Origin of the sequence: Flammeovirga pacifica (genome assembly GCF_000807855.2) — a bacterium.
GTDB classification, from domain to species: Bacteria; Bacteroidota; Bacteroidia; order Cytophagales; family Flammeovirgaceae; genus Flammeovirga; species Flammeovirga pacifica.
Window position 1 is genome coordinate 3,614,298 of the sequence record NZ_JRYR02000001.1, and the last position, 14,393, is coordinate 3,628,690.

Below are 14,393 nucleotides of genomic sequence, written 5' to 3' on the forward strand. Positions count from 1 at the left end.
ACTAATGGCAGGAGGTAAGGAAACACCAAGACAACGGATGATAGGCCTAATGTACCTAGTACTAATGGCCATGCTCGCGTTGAACGTAAGTAATACGGTACTAGATAAATTTATTGATATCGAAAAGTCTCTTGAAGAAGCTAACAAAGTGAAAGTTCAAGAGAATGATAGACAATTACATTCTATCGAAGAAGCCGTTAAGAAAAAGAATAATGCAATCACTCAAGAAGCACTTAAAGAAGCAACTGCTTTAAGAGCGGAAACGATCAAAGTAACAGATTTAATTGAAGATCTTAAAAAAGAGATCATTAAGGTATCTGGTGGTATAGAAGATGGGGATTTAAAGGGTAAAAGTGATACTCAAATTCCTGCTGAAATCATGATCGGAGTTGAAGGTGCAAAGAAAAAAGGTAAAGCATACGATTTAGAGAAGAAGTTGAATGAGCTAGCAAAGCATTACGATACTGTAGCTGCTAAATTCGACACTTCGAAAACTTGGAGACCTATCGGTAAATTAGCAAAACCGGCAAAAGAAATGCCTCAATATGCTAAAGATAAGGACAACAAAAATAAAGATTATGCTCAAATCCAATTCGAAGATACTCCTGTAGCTGCAGCATTAGCTGTATTGACAGAGGTACAATCTGAGGTATTACAAGCTGAAACAAAAGTATTGAAAGTATTAAATGATCGTGTTGGCGGTCGTGTAGTTTTCGATAAAATTGTTGCAGTGGTTAAACCAACTTCGAAATATGTAGCAGCTGGTCTTGATTATGAAGCTGAAATGTTTATTGCAGCATCATCTACAGCGGCTAAGCCAAGAATGAAACAGAACGGAAGTGATATTAAAGTGGAAGCAGGTATTGGTACTATAAAGTTCCCTGCTAAACCAGTTAAATATGATAAAAACGGACGCTCTACTCAAACTTGGAAAGGAGAGATTACTTATACTACTCCTTTCGGTGATACTACATTATTAGTAGAAGAGGAATATGTGGTTGTTAGACCTACTATTTCTGTGAACTCAGCAACTGTAAACGCTCTTTATAGAAACGTTGCAAACAAATTGGTAGTTGATGTTCCAGCTTTAGGTGAGTCATATAGCCCTAGATTCTCAGGTACTAATGCTAAAGTAATGGGTAAAGGTAAAACAGCTACTATTATCCCTACTCAAAAAGCAAAATCTGTAGTATTAACTGTAACTAGTGGTGGAAATAAAATTGGTACTAAATCGTTCAAAACACGTGGTGTACCAAAACCAACTATCCAATTCCCAGGTGTGGACATGAAAAAAGGTATCTCTCGTAAAACTTCTAAATTACGTGTTGTACCAGTTCCAGATTCTGAATTTAAAGCTGCTCTTCCAGACGAAGCGAATTATCGTGTAGTAGATTGGGAAGTAACTGTTGCATTTGGTACTAAGCCAATCGGTAGACCTAAACGTATTACTGGTGGTAACCAAAGCATGGATATTGGACAATTATTAAGAAACGCTCCTAAAACAGAAGGTGTTCGTATTGTAATTGACGTTAAAAAAGTAGTTCGTAAAAACTCACAAGGAAATACTGAAGTTGTTTCTGGTGTAGGTGGAATTACTACAATTGCAGTGAACTAAGAAGAATTTATTATTATGAAAAGTCTAAGAGGAATACTTTTACTAGCACTTACAGTAGTTGCTAGTATGGCTTACGCTCAGGAGATTGATGAGAGTGAATGGAATAAGCACTCTGTGAGACCTGTTCGTAATGCAGACATTATGTTTAAAAGAACAGTATGGTACAGAGTTAACCTAAACGACAAGATCAATCAACCATTTTTTGCTAAAAATAGATGGTTACCTAAGTTAATGATCGATGCCGTAAAGAGTAGTTTACTTAGACCATATGAAAATGATTCTTTGAAAAAGCGTCTTACTATCGACGAATTCAAAGAGCGTGTTAAGAAGCCTAATCTAGGTGGTGACTCAGGCGGCGGTGACGACTGGGGCGGCGGCGACGATTGGGGCGGCGGCGGCGACAGCGGTGGCGGCTGGGGAGACTCAGGCGATAGCTGGGGCGGCGGTTCTGGCGGAGGCGCTGGTGCAGTAGCTGCTTCTTCTGATGAAGTTTATCCTGAAGACATCTATTTGATGGATGTTAAGATAGACATCTTGTTTGACCGTAGAAGAGGTAAGTGGATTCATGACTTACAAGTGTTGACACTAGTTCTTCCTGCAGAAAACAATGGTGGTACTTTGGAAAGACAAGTTGCTTCTTTCTCATACAAAGAAGTAGTTGAAAACCTTTTCAAAGAAAACAGAGACGCTCTTTGGTACAATGATAGAAACTTAGCAGAAAGTAAAAACCTTTCTGATGCTTTTGATCTATTATTACATGAAGGTAAAATCACTAAATACACTAATACACAAGATAAAGATATTGCTTTATTGTATGGTGACGCAAAAGGTGATATTGCTTTAATGAAAGGTTTAGAATACAAATATGATCTTGTAGAGTTTGAATCAGACCTTTGGTCAAACTAATTCTATAAGAACCTTATATTAAAAGACCTCTTACTTCGGTAAGAGGTCTTTTTTTGTGTATTGAAATATATATGGTTCAAGGATATATAATGACTCTAAATTTTTTATAGAATGAAAGATGTAATGGCTATTAAACCTAGAAATGATGAAAAGCGTCTTTTAAGTAATTAATAGCTGATAATATTTTCTTGGACTATATTTTATTATGGTAAACTTATGTCCAAAATAACGCATTATAAGTAGTGGTTTTATGATATTTTTCAGTAGTCTTTAATATAGAGTTTAAGTTCTTTTAATTTTATTACTATACGTGATAGAATTGAGGTACTATTAAATTGTAAGGCATGTAAAGTCGCGATGGATTATTGTTTTTCAAACAAATTGTTCATAAAAAAATGGTTACCCTAAATAAATAGGATAACCACTTCTATATAATTAATTCCTTATGGAATAAAATTATTTACCAGTTGAAACTCTGTTGAATGATTTTACAACCATTCCAGATTTTACGCTACCTACGTAAGCTTTCACCGATTGGCTAGGCTCTTTTACGTAAGCTTGCTCAAGAAGAGTATTCTCTTTTAAGAATTTCTTCACATAACCTTCAGCAATACGCTCTAGGATATGATCAGGCTTACCTTCTTGACGTGCACGCTCAACACCGATTTCTTTTTCTTTTGCGATAACTGCAGGATCTACATCGTCAGCAGATAAAGCTAATGGACGCATAGCAGCAACTTGCATACCTACGTTTCTACCAGCTTCTAATACAGCTTCGTCAGCAGCTTCAGAAAGTTCGATTAATACTGCGATAGATGAACCGTGCTTGTAAGCAGCAACAGCAGCACCATCAACGTTAGCATAACCAGAAATTTCCATTTTCTCGCCCATTTTAGCAGTCAATGCAGTGATAAGCTCAGTAGCAGCTTCACCGTTTACTGTTAAAGCAAGAACTTCTTCAGCAGTCTTAGCGTCTGCAGCAACAGCCGCATCCAATAAACTTTGACCTAAAGCAATGAATTCTTCGTTTACAGATACAGGCTCAGTTTCGCAAGCGAAAGCTAAAGCAACTGATTTAGAGTTGTCGTCGCTAGACCAAACGAATACTTGACCTTCAGTAGTTTCTCTGTCAGCTCTTTTTGCTGCCAATTTTTGACCTTTTTTACGAAGGATTTCAACTGCTTTTTCCAAGTCACCTTCAGCTTCTGAAAGTGCTTTTTTACAGTCCATCATACCCGCACCAGTCATAGTACGAAGCTTTTTTACGTCTTGTGCTGTGATAGCCATCTCTTTATGATTTAAAAGATAGTTAAACAATTGGTAGGGATACTACCTTAAATTTATACGAACAAACCCGCAAGGTACAAGTACGATGCGGGTTTGGTTAAAACCCAAATAAGTAAACTTATTTAGAAGCTTTTCTTGTAGCTAAACCTTCTTTAACTTTAGCTTTAACTTCAGCCATCTCTGTACGGATAGCCTCAAGAGCTGCAGCGTCGCGGTCTGCTTTCTTTTGCTTGAAGATATCGCCTTGCTTCACTTTTAAATCGTGAAGTTTAGCTTCAAGCTCTTTGATATCTTTAATATCCATTTTATTCAAAATTTAAAGGTAAACGAGATAAGAATTACTCATTAGAAGCTTCGTCAGCCGCTTTCTTTTCTGCTTCAGCAGCAGCAGATGCAGCCTCGTCACGCTCTTTCTTACGCTCGCCAATTCCTTCTTCGATTGCAGAACCTACAGCACCCATAATAGCACTAACAGATTTGAATGCATCGTCATTTGCAGGGATAACGAAATCAACACCTTCAGGGTTTGAGTTCGTATCTACCATTGCAAATACAGGAATACCCAATTTTTGAGCTTCTTTTACAGCGATAGACTCACGCTTCACATCAATGATAAATAATGCAGCAGGAAGACGAGTTTGGTCAGCAATACCACCCAATACTCTTTCTAACTTCTCACGCTCACGTTGCATCATAAGACGCTCACGCTTTGCAAGAGATGCATACTCTTCAGACTTCATCAATTTGTCAATCGATGTCATTTTTTTCAATGACTTACGAACAGTTTGGAAGTTAGTTAACATACCACCTAACCAACGTTCTGTAACGAAAGGCATTTTTAGTCTTGCCGCTTCTTCAGCAACGATGTCTTTTGCTTGTTTTTTAGTAGCAACAAACATCACCTTACGACCAGACTTTACAATATTTTTCAACGCATTTTGAGCTTGCTCTAATGCTGTTTTTGTTTTGTTCAGGTCAATGATGTGGATACCATTGCGCTCCATGAAGATGTAAGGAGCCATCTTTGGATTCCACTTTCTGGTCAAGTGACCAAAGTGAACGCCTGCGTCAAGCAGTTCTTTATATTCTAAATTTTTCATTGTTCTAACAAGTAGATTGTTTTTGCAAAACGTATTTATGCAGCTCGGCTGATAGTCTTCTGAGAAGACCATCGATAGCCGGCAATACAAAATACTGGATTAACGTTTCGAGAATTGGAATTTTCTTCTTGCTTTTCTGCGACCTGGCTTCTTTCTTTCCACCATACGAGGGTCACGAGTCAAGAAACCTTCCGGTTTCAATGTCAATCTGTGTTCTGCGTTGATTTCGCAAAGTGCTTTAGAGATTGCCAAACGAACTGCTTCAGCTTGTCCGTTGATACCACCACCTTGCACGTTTACGCTAATATCGTACTTGCCAGACTCATTAGTCAATTCTAATGGTTGTTGCACTTTGATTTGCAAAACCTCAGATGGGAAATAATCACCAAACTCTCGTTTGTTGACAGTAATCTTTCCTTCACCTTGACCCAGGTAAATTCTTGCTACAGAAGTCTTTCTTCTGCCTGAAGTGTTAATTACTTCCATCACTTTTTTTTATTAAAGTTCAATTTTCTTTGGTTGTTGAGCTTCGTGTTTGTGATCGACACCTGCATATACATACAAGTTACGGTATAAATCACGACCTAAACGCCCTTTTGGCAACATGCCTTTAACTGCGTTCTCTACTAATCTAGTAGGGAATTTTGCTTTCATTTCAGTAGCAGTTCTTGATTTCAAACCGCCTGGGTAACCAGAGTAACGAAGGTATACTTTATCGTCCCACTTTTTACCTGAAAGCTTCACTTTTTCTGCATTGATAACAACGACGTTATCTCCACAGTCAACATTTGGTGTAAAGCTAGGCTTCTTCTTACCACGTAAGTACATGGCAATTTCAGTAGCCAAACGTCCCAATGTCTTACCTTCAGCATCGATCAAAACCCACTCTTTTTGAGCAGTAGCCTTGTTCACTGAAACAGTTTTGTAACTGAGTGTATCCACTGTATTGTACGTTTTATTAATTTAAAACTTGAAGCATTTACGTTCCTGTAAAACAGCAAGTTGTAAATACTCCGACCTGAACACGCAAAACGGGTGAACGTTTGCGACGGGCAAAGGTAGAACATTATTTTTTGATAACCAACATTTTAGCGCTTATAAATGTCTAAACAATTCATAATTCAGGAATAAAAATAAGGTGCTCTTCTTTGAAAAAGAACACCTTATAATTTAATAATGGTCGAACTCTGGTTGATTCTACTCGATATTAACTGTTTTTGACCAAGTGCCAAACATAGCGGTACCATCTGTTGTACAATTAATTGTAGCATCAAAATAATTATATGTTATATAGATGCGGAACTCCGATTGCGGGATATCTGAATCAATTTCAGGACGTCTTACGGTGTATGTTACGTTGAAATTATAAGTGTAATACCCGTTGATATCTTTTGTTAATGTATGCTGAGTTACCTCAAATGAGGTTCTGACTGAATGAGGTATAGACGTTAAACTATTGTCTATTACAGCGTCGAAAGAGGCATCTAAAACACTTGTACTAAATTTAATACCTGACTGTTTCGTTGGTAGATCAACACTAGTGGTTGTTCCATCAAAAGGTAAGACTGATTTCAATGTTCCGCTTAAAGTGAAAGTTGTATTTTCAGTAGCTGAAGAAGGAACATTAGAACTATCTATGTCTATCATAAATGGTTCATCAATTACTTTTATTTTTTGTTCTATGTTGGATGTTTTACCTCCATCATTATATGCAGTAAAACTAATAGTATAATCACCTTTACTGTAAGGAGCCAGTTGATTATAATTTAGATATCCTTCATTTGCATTGAGTGTGGTATCTTGATTTTGAATACAATTTCCGTCTCCGGTAGCACTAACATCACTAACAGGTAAATCGCTAGTTGTCTTAGCTAATACATTAAGTTGTATTCTTTGTAAAGGGTATACCTCTAATATATCTTGTTGATTTTCTATTGAGATTGAAGGAGGATTATTAGGATTTTCATTGTCATTATTATTTCCACAACTGAATAATGATATTGATAAAAAACTTAATAGGATGAATGATAGATTTTTCATGATAGTATATTCTGTTTTTTTATTAAACGAGAATTTAAAATAGGAGTGTCACCTTATTTAAATTAATAACATATATTTAATATACTGATTTTATGATGTTTATTTAAGATGATATGGTATAATCAAAATAAAAAAAGCCAAGTCCATTGCTGAACTTGGCTTAACTATTTATCTGAAAGTATCAGATACTATATTTTCATTACGCTTTGAATAATGGGAATTGACGCATCCATGCATTGATTTCTTCTTTCACATTTGCGATTTCAGCATCATTTTCATGGTTCATCAATACACGATCGATGAAGTCAACGATTTTACCCATATCTGCTTCTTTTAAACCACGAGTGGTTACAGCTGCAGTACCAACACGCATACCAGAAGTAACAAATGGAGATTTGTCGTCGAATGGTACCATGTTTTTATTGATTGTAATATCTGCTTTGATTAAAGTGTTCTCAGCAATTTTACCTGTCAAGTTTTTCGAACGAAGGTCGATTAACATCATGTGGTTATCTGTACCACCTGAAATAATTTTATAACCTTTTGCCAAGAAGTGTTTTGCCATTTCTTGAGCATTTTTCTGAACTTGAGTAGTGTAAGCATCGTACTCTGGAGTTAAAGCTTCACCAAAAGCAATTGCTTTAGCAGCAATAACGTGCTCTAAAGGACCACCTTGAGTTCCTGGGAATACACCTGAGTCTAATAAAGAAGACATCATACGTGTTTTACCTTTTGGAGTTTTCAATCCCCATGGGTTTTCAAAGTCTTCGCCCATCATAATAACACCACCTCTTGGTCCACGAAGAGTTTTGTGAGTTGTTGTCGTTACGATATGACAATGCTTGATAGGATCATCTAGTTTACCTTTAGCAATTAATCCAGAAGGATGAGAAATATCGGCCATTAATAAAGCACCAATTTCATCTGCTACAGCACGAAGTTTTTTGTAATCCCACTCACGAGAGTAAGCAGAAGCACCGGCAATAATTAGTTGAGGCTTTTCTTTACGAGCAGTTTCAACTACTTTATCGAAATCGATAAGGCCAGTTTCTTGTTCTACACCATAGAATGTAGGTTTGTAAAGTTTACCTGAGAAGTTTACAGGAGAACCGTGAGTTAAGTGACCACCATGCGACAAGTCAAAACCTAAGATTTTATCACCTGGCTTTAAAACAGCTAGCATAACAGCTGCGTTTGCTTGTGCACCAGAGTGAGGCTGAACATTAGCCCATGCCGCACCGAATAGTTCTTTTAGGCGTTCGATAGCAAGGTTTTCTACCTCATCAACTACTTCACAACCCCCGTAATAACGTTTACCTGGTAGGCCTTCAGCGTATTTGTTAGTTAATACACTACCCATGGCTGCCATCACTTGTTCTGAGGCGAAGTTTTCTGAAGCAATCAATTCGATGCCAGAAATTTGTCTTTCTTTTTCGCGATCTATAAGATCAAAGATGATATCATCTCTTTTCATGGTTGGAATAGGGTTTGTTCTTTAGTTGATACTCTCTATTGACATCAATAGGAGGTTGTACCTTTTTGAAGTGCAAAAGTACAAATTTTAAAATATTCAATAACGATATTTATTAAAAAAGATCTTATTGTATGAATATTTTATAATTTTAATAACTCCAGCACTCTTTTTTAACGTAAAAAAAATAGCCATGACGGGTGAGGTCGATGGCTATTCAAAATATCTTTTGACATCTAAAGAAGTAGATTTAGTCGTATAAATGACTAATTTTTACTAATCCATCAGGATTAATGATTTTAATACTTCTTTTGTTGATTTCAATCAATTTTTCGTGCTTAAACTCCGAAATGATTCTAATCGCTGTTTCCTTTACAGTTCCGACAAGGCCAGCCAAGTCTTCTCTTGTAAGTGTAATTTGTTCTTTATCCTCAAAAGCTTTATCCAAAAGTAATAGTGCTTCTGCAATTCTTCCTCTCACAGGTTTATAGGCAATATCTGTCAATTTTGACTCGGCATTGTCGATAACTTCACACAGTAAATGGACGATCTGTTGGTAAAAAGCTACATTTTCATGAAGTAGCTCCATAAAGATAGCTTTGGGAATTAGACAAATTGATGAATCTTCGATAGCTATGGCTGAAGCTCTGTAGCGGCCACCTTTGATTAAGGATTTATACCCTACGAAATCGCCAGGTTTGGCGATTCTTAAAATTTGCTCCTTACCATTACTCCCTAGTTTAGTTACCTTCACTAATCCTTCACTAATGCAAAAGACACCGGTAGGAACGGACTCTTCCTGAAAGATCGGTTGTCCTTTCTTAAAAAAGTGACAAGTGTGTAACTGAACTTTCTCTAATTGTTCAGGAGTAAGACAAGAAAACAAAGATTGGCTTCCCTTAGCTTTGAGTGCACAAGAAGGTTGTACCAATTTCATCTTTTAAAATTGTAAGTGGATAATTCTGATAAAAGCGTGACTAATTTAAGATAACTATTAGAACTTTTCCAAAAAAAGATGATATTAGTTACTTTTTTGATAAAAAAAACACAGCCAAGTGTGAAAATCACTCTCGACTGTGCGCTTTTATCAGAATTATCCGTTGCAAATGTATTTCTATTTTGTAAAATTGTGTATGACAAAAGTTCTCCTCAATAATGAGAGAAGTCACTATTCGCATTGCTTTATTAACGATTCATTACTATGCACTACAAAAAACTTTTTTTTGCATTATTATTTAATGCAACTGCACTACTATTATTTGGAAATTCCACGCTTTCTCCAAGTGAATATTTCTATCATTTTGGAGAAAAAAGCGATTGGGTCGAAAAGTTTTTTTCATCAGGAACCCTTTCTGAAGGAGGGTATCAGTTTAAAGATGATTCGACATTACAATTAATTTCTGAAGGAGGAAGTGGTAAAAGGGAAATACAATTTATTAGAGCTATACCTTATAAGTATGCACCTTCGGAAGATACTTTGATGTGGTCTTTGGCAATTAAAAATGATTTTGAAGTTTCTTCTACTCTACAAAAAACAAATTATTCGACTTTGCTTCTTTCAAGCTCTCTTCAAATTTCTTTTGGGAGAAGGTTAAATGTTGTTCATCAAGAAATCTCTCTTTTAGAAAAGGATATTGAGTGGAACTACAAAGATTGGAATCACATTTTAGTTTATCATGTGAATCAAAATTGGTGGATTGAAGTTAACAATCAGAAAGTAGCTTCGTTTACACTTCGAATCTCGGATGATGAAATCCTGTCTGGTATTTCATCCACCTTTACTGCCTCGAGTAGGTCAGATGCCTTTTTTTATAAACACTTTACCTTTCAGAAAAAGATAAAACAAAAAGATGTGTTTCCTCCTTATGTCGAGGGGATTTCATTTATAAATGATGCATCTATTCAAATTAAATTTAATGAAGAAATACAGCTGGATTGTGGTGAAACATCACTTTTTGAACTTCAAGGGAATACTATAGAAAGCGTATTGTTTATTGATTCAACTAGTTTAGAATTACAATTGTCAGAAGTGTTACAACAAAATGCTGTCGTAAAATTGTCTTTTGATTATATATGTGACAATGAAAAAAATATCTTATTAGAATATCAAATAGATACTTTTTATACCGATACACAACCACCTAAACTATTGTCCTATGAAATAGTCAATCCATTCACCCTAAAACTATTTTTTTCGGAAGAAATTTTCTTAGACTCCTCTTTTAATTCTTTTTATCAGAATGATATTACAATTGAATCTTCTCATCAATCAATTAATGATACCACCTTACTGCTTTATTTTGAAGCACCTTTTCCAGAAAATAAAAATATTAACTTCTCAGTTTCGTCACTGAAGGATACCTTTGAAAATAGTTTGAATACTACTTTTTTAATTCATTTTGATACTCAGAAACCAAGAGTGGTAGCCCATTATTTTATCCCTCCTAATTTGTTTAAAATAACATTTTCGGAACAGATGGAAGATAGTGTACTTCTTGATGAATTTAATTATCATATTGATAATAGATATGTAACTAAAGTAGAAAGTAATATTAATAATGAGGTGGTGTTAGCACTAGATACATCTTTGTTAGAAGATAGTAAAAGTTATAAACTACAAGTGAGGCACCTTCAGGATCTAAAGGGTAATTTGATAAAAAACCGTTATTTATCTTTTGTATTCGATACCATTCCTCCTAATATAAGCCACTTTGAAACTCATGACACAGGTACTCATGTTGTTTTTACTGAGCCGATTTCTTCTATAGATTCTTTAAAAGTAAACCATCAAAAAGTGGAAATAGCTTGGGAAGGATGCTCTAAAAATATTTATTCTCTTCCTTTATTATACGGAGATAATGTGACGTTTTATGGTCTGCTGGATAATCAAAACATCGAATCAACAATTGTAGAACATGTGGTTTACTTTTCTAATGATTCCTCTGTTTTTATACCCTTTGATGAAATTTATCATCAACTATCAATTCTTGATGAATATCATATCCAACTATCTTTTGAAGAGAATATTCAAGATATATTTTTTGATGAAAATAGTGGAATTGCTCACTATCAAGTGAAAGGTAAAGAGGTGTTTGTTACCCTCAGTCAAGCAATAGAAGAAAGTCAATCCTATGAAATTTTGATCAATCAAGTAGAGCTTTGTGGTGGTAACCTATTAACTTCTTCTTCCATAACTTATCAATTAGATCGATCTCCTCCTTATTTAATGCGTCTAGAAACGATGGACCGAAGACATATTCGTCTTCAGTACTCTGAAAAATTATCTGAACGTTCTGTTATTAATGAACGGTTTTCTATTGAAAATTATACTATAATTCAAGTGGAGTTAAAAGGAGATGAGGTGGTATTGGTTTTGGAGCAAGAATTGGAGTTTAATCAAGAAAATATTTTGAAAGTGCAGGCAGGTTTAGAAGATGCTTCATTGAATAAGATGAACGAGCATCAGTTTCTATTTTTCACACCTGATTTACCTTTATCACATCATCTTGTTTTAAATGAAATAATGATTGATCCTACCCCTAGTTATGGGAGTCCAGTCGCTGAATATATCGAACTTTATAATTCCTCTAAAGATAGTATCTCTCTTTGGGGTGGCTATTTGATTTTTCAAGAGGAAGTCGTGTCATTACCTTCAATACAATTACCACCTGATTCATATGCAATTGTAGTAAATGCAGAAGACGCTTTTCTTTTTGATGATTCTCTACATCTTATTAAAATCGATAAGTTACCAACACTACATAATAATAAAGGTAGTCTACAACTCTATTTTGATGAGCAATTATACGACGAGGTCCAGTACCCTTTTATTAATAATGAAAATATTCACTTCAAAGGAGGTTATTCATTAGAAAGAGTGGACCCCACGTTCTTTTGTGATTATAATAGAAATTGGAAAAGTTGTCAACACCTTTCTGGAAACACATTAGGTAGGGAAAATAGTATTTTTGCATTTTTAGAAGATACTAAACCACCTGAAATTAAAGAAATTACGTGGGTAAGTAGTAGGTCTATACAAGTAGTATTTGATGAAGTGATAAGAGGTGATTCTGTGAATAATACAACGAATTACTCTCTTTTAAATGTTGATAACTCTGTGAATAACCTCGAATTTGTTGATAACTACACTCTGATCATCAGCTTTGAAAAGGATTTACCTACCGGAATGTTGATATTTTTAACTGTTGATAACTTTGTTGATTGTTTTAGCAACTTTCAATTTTACTATCAAAAACCCTTTGTATTGCCTCAAAAAGTCGAATATCAACAAATGTTAGTAAGTGAGTTGATGATTGATCATTCACCAAAGGTGAAAATGCCTGAAACAGAGTATATAGAAATACATAACAATTCGATGTACTACCTATTGCTCTCTGAGTGCATAATGTTATTGAACAACGATACTATTCAGTTGCCTAATAATTGTATTATTCCGGGAGGTTATGCTGTCTTATGTGATGAAAATGAGGTAGATAAGTTTCTCGGTGACAAAAATGTAGTGGGTTTACCTCATTGGAAGAGTTTAAATAATACCTCTGGAGATCTACGCATTTTAAACAAGGATTTAGGATTGGTAGATGAGGTGTTTTATCACAAAGACTATCATAATGACGCCGAAAAGAAAAATGGAGGATGGTCGTTAGAGCGTATTGATATATCCAATGATTGTTTTGAAGGAGTGAATTGGACAAGTTCTATTAGTAATAATGGAGGGACAGCAGGTGAAAAAAATTCCGTAAGTGCCAATATTATTGATCAACAACCACCATTATTAGAAAAGGTATATGCCATAAATGATACGCTTTTATTTATTTTTGATGAGGTTATTTCAGAGAGAAAATCAAATAAAATTAGAGTTGAAACCCCAGCATTTATTTTGGAACAAAAAGACTTTGTTTTTGATGGACATCAATTAATAAGTGTGATAAAAAGTGATGAGGAGTTAGATCATATTAATATAGAACAAGCCACAGATTGTTTTGGAAATGCGATGAGTCAGACGGCAGAAGTCATTCAAATTTCATCAGAAAACCCATCCTTATTTTTATCAGAAATACTTTTTGATCCGAGTGTTTTAAATACTGACTTTGTGGAATTGTACAATGCTGCAGATGTACCTGTTTTATTAAACGATTGGTGGCTTTCCAATGGAGAAGAATACCATCAAATCGTTTCTGATGATGATATTTTGTGGGTAAATCCACATTCTTGGATTGTCTTATCAGATGAAAAAGTGCTTTTAATGAGTAATTATAATGACATAGATGAAAAAAATATCATCGAAATGAAATTACCATCATTACCTAATGCAGGAGGTAGTCTTAGTTTATGGAAAGGAAATCAGTTGATAGAGGAAATGACTTATGGAGAACATCAGCATCAAAGTTACCTTAGAGATACGGAGGATGTCTCTTTAGAAAGAATATCTTATCAAGAGGCGTCAGATGAAAACACTAATTGGGCTTCTGCGACAAGCAATGTGGGGTATGCAACGCCAACAAAAAGAAATTCAAGGTTTGAAAATACCAATGTACATGAGATGTCTTTAGGTGGTTTATCTATAAATAAGAGATTGATTACACCCAATGAAGATGGAATTGATGACTATCTGATAGTAAAAAATGTATCTGAACAGATGGTTCGAATTTTTAGAATGGACGTTTATAGTTTGTCTGGAAAGAAAATAAAAGAACTTGTTCAAAATTATACACTTTCGTCAGGAGGAACAGTAAAATGGGACGGAACAACAGATAGTCGAGAGAGAATGTATGGACAATTTATTTTATATATTCATCTTGAAAATCAGAGGAATATAGTAGAGACTTATTCACAAGTGGTGAGTATAGCACCTTGGAATTGAGTTAATTGCCTCTATTTTGATGAATATTTATAGTTGTTACAGAATAAGTCACAAGATATTTTGTATCAATAGCTTAATTATACTACTTTTGCA

The 14,393-nt window shown here is 35.0% G+C and carries 11 protein-coding genes; 3 read left to right on the forward strand and 8 right to left on the reverse strand.

All coding sequences use genetic code 11. The features are described from left to right. The first annotated feature begins 4 nt into the window (after positions 1-4). Both porM and NH26_RS14205 read left to right on the forward strand, forming a co-directional pair. Entirely contained in the window at positions 5-1,615 is a 1,611-nt protein-coding gene (gene porM, locus NH26_RS14200; RefSeq protein ID WP_044228517.1) for a type IX secretion system motor protein PorM/GldM, read from the forward strand. A gap of 15 nt (positions 1,616-1,630) precedes the next feature. Continuing rightward, the gene (locus NH26_RS14205) at positions 1,631-2,521 is read left to right on the forward strand and encodes a hypothetical protein (protein ID WP_044228534.1); all 891 of its coding nucleotides are present in this window, start codon (positions 1,631-1,633) and stop codon (positions 2,519-2,521) included. Between the two features lie 456 nt (positions 2,522-2,977). Here NH26_RS14205 and tsf read toward each other — a convergent pair whose 3' ends face one another. The 8 genes from tsf to NH26_RS14245 form a co-directional block, all read right to left on the reverse strand. Beyond that, on the reverse strand, positions 2,978-3,808 hold the full coding sequence (tsf, locus tag NH26_RS14210; protein ID WP_044228537.1) for a translation elongation factor Ts: 831 nt from the start codon (positions 3,806-3,808) through the stop codon (positions 2,978-2,980). A gap of 118 nt (positions 3,809-3,926) precedes the next feature. Then, entirely contained in the window at positions 3,927-4,112 is a 186-nt protein-coding gene (locus tag NH26_RS14215) for a hypothetical protein (protein ID WP_044228539.1), read from the reverse strand. A gap of 34 nt (positions 4,113-4,146) precedes the next feature. Next, the gene (gene rpsB, locus NH26_RS14220) at positions 4,147-4,908 is read right to left on the reverse strand and encodes a 30S ribosomal protein S2 (RefSeq protein ID WP_044228542.1); all 762 of its coding nucleotides are present in this window, start codon (positions 4,906-4,908) and stop codon (positions 4,147-4,149) included. Between the two features lie 99 nt (positions 4,909-5,007). Continuing rightward, positions 5,008-5,394, reverse strand: coding sequence for a 30S ribosomal protein S9 (gene rpsI, locus NH26_RS14225; RefSeq protein WP_044228545.1), 387 nt, complete (start codon positions 5,392-5,394; stop codon positions 5,008-5,010). Positions 5,395-5,406: 12 nt separating this feature from the next. Next, positions 5,407-5,850 (reverse strand): 50S ribosomal protein L13, encoded by a 444-nt coding sequence (gene rplM / locus NH26_RS14230; RefSeq protein WP_044228548.1) that lies wholly within the window; start codon positions 5,848-5,850, stop codon positions 5,407-5,409. A gap of 255 nt (positions 5,851-6,105) precedes the next feature. Beyond that, positions 6,106-6,948 (reverse strand): hypothetical protein, encoded by an 843-nt coding sequence (locus NH26_RS14235; protein WP_044228551.1) that lies wholly within the window; start codon positions 6,946-6,948, stop codon positions 6,106-6,108. A gap of 199 nt (positions 6,949-7,147) precedes the next feature. Next, on the reverse strand, positions 7,148-8,422 hold the full coding sequence (locus NH26_RS14240) for a serine hydroxymethyltransferase (protein ID WP_044228554.1): 1,275 nt from the start codon (positions 8,420-8,422) through the stop codon (positions 7,148-7,150). Positions 8,423-8,669: 247 nt separating this feature from the next. Next, positions 8,670-9,356 carry a Crp/Fnr family transcriptional regulator gene (locus tag NH26_RS14245; RefSeq protein WP_044228557.1) on the reverse strand — a complete coding sequence of 229 codons (687 nt, stop codon included), beginning with the start codon at positions 9,354-9,356 and terminating at the stop codon, positions 8,670-8,672. Between the two features lie 264 nt (positions 9,357-9,620). Here NH26_RS14245 and NH26_RS14250 point away from each other — a divergent pair, with 264 nt between their 5' ends. Beyond that, positions 9,621-14,300 carry a lamin tail domain-containing protein gene (locus tag NH26_RS14250; RefSeq protein ID WP_044228560.1) on the forward strand — a complete coding sequence of 1,560 codons (4,680 nt, stop codon included), beginning with the start codon at positions 9,621-9,623 and terminating at the stop codon, positions 14,298-14,300. Positions 14,301-14,393: the final 93 nt, after the last annotated feature.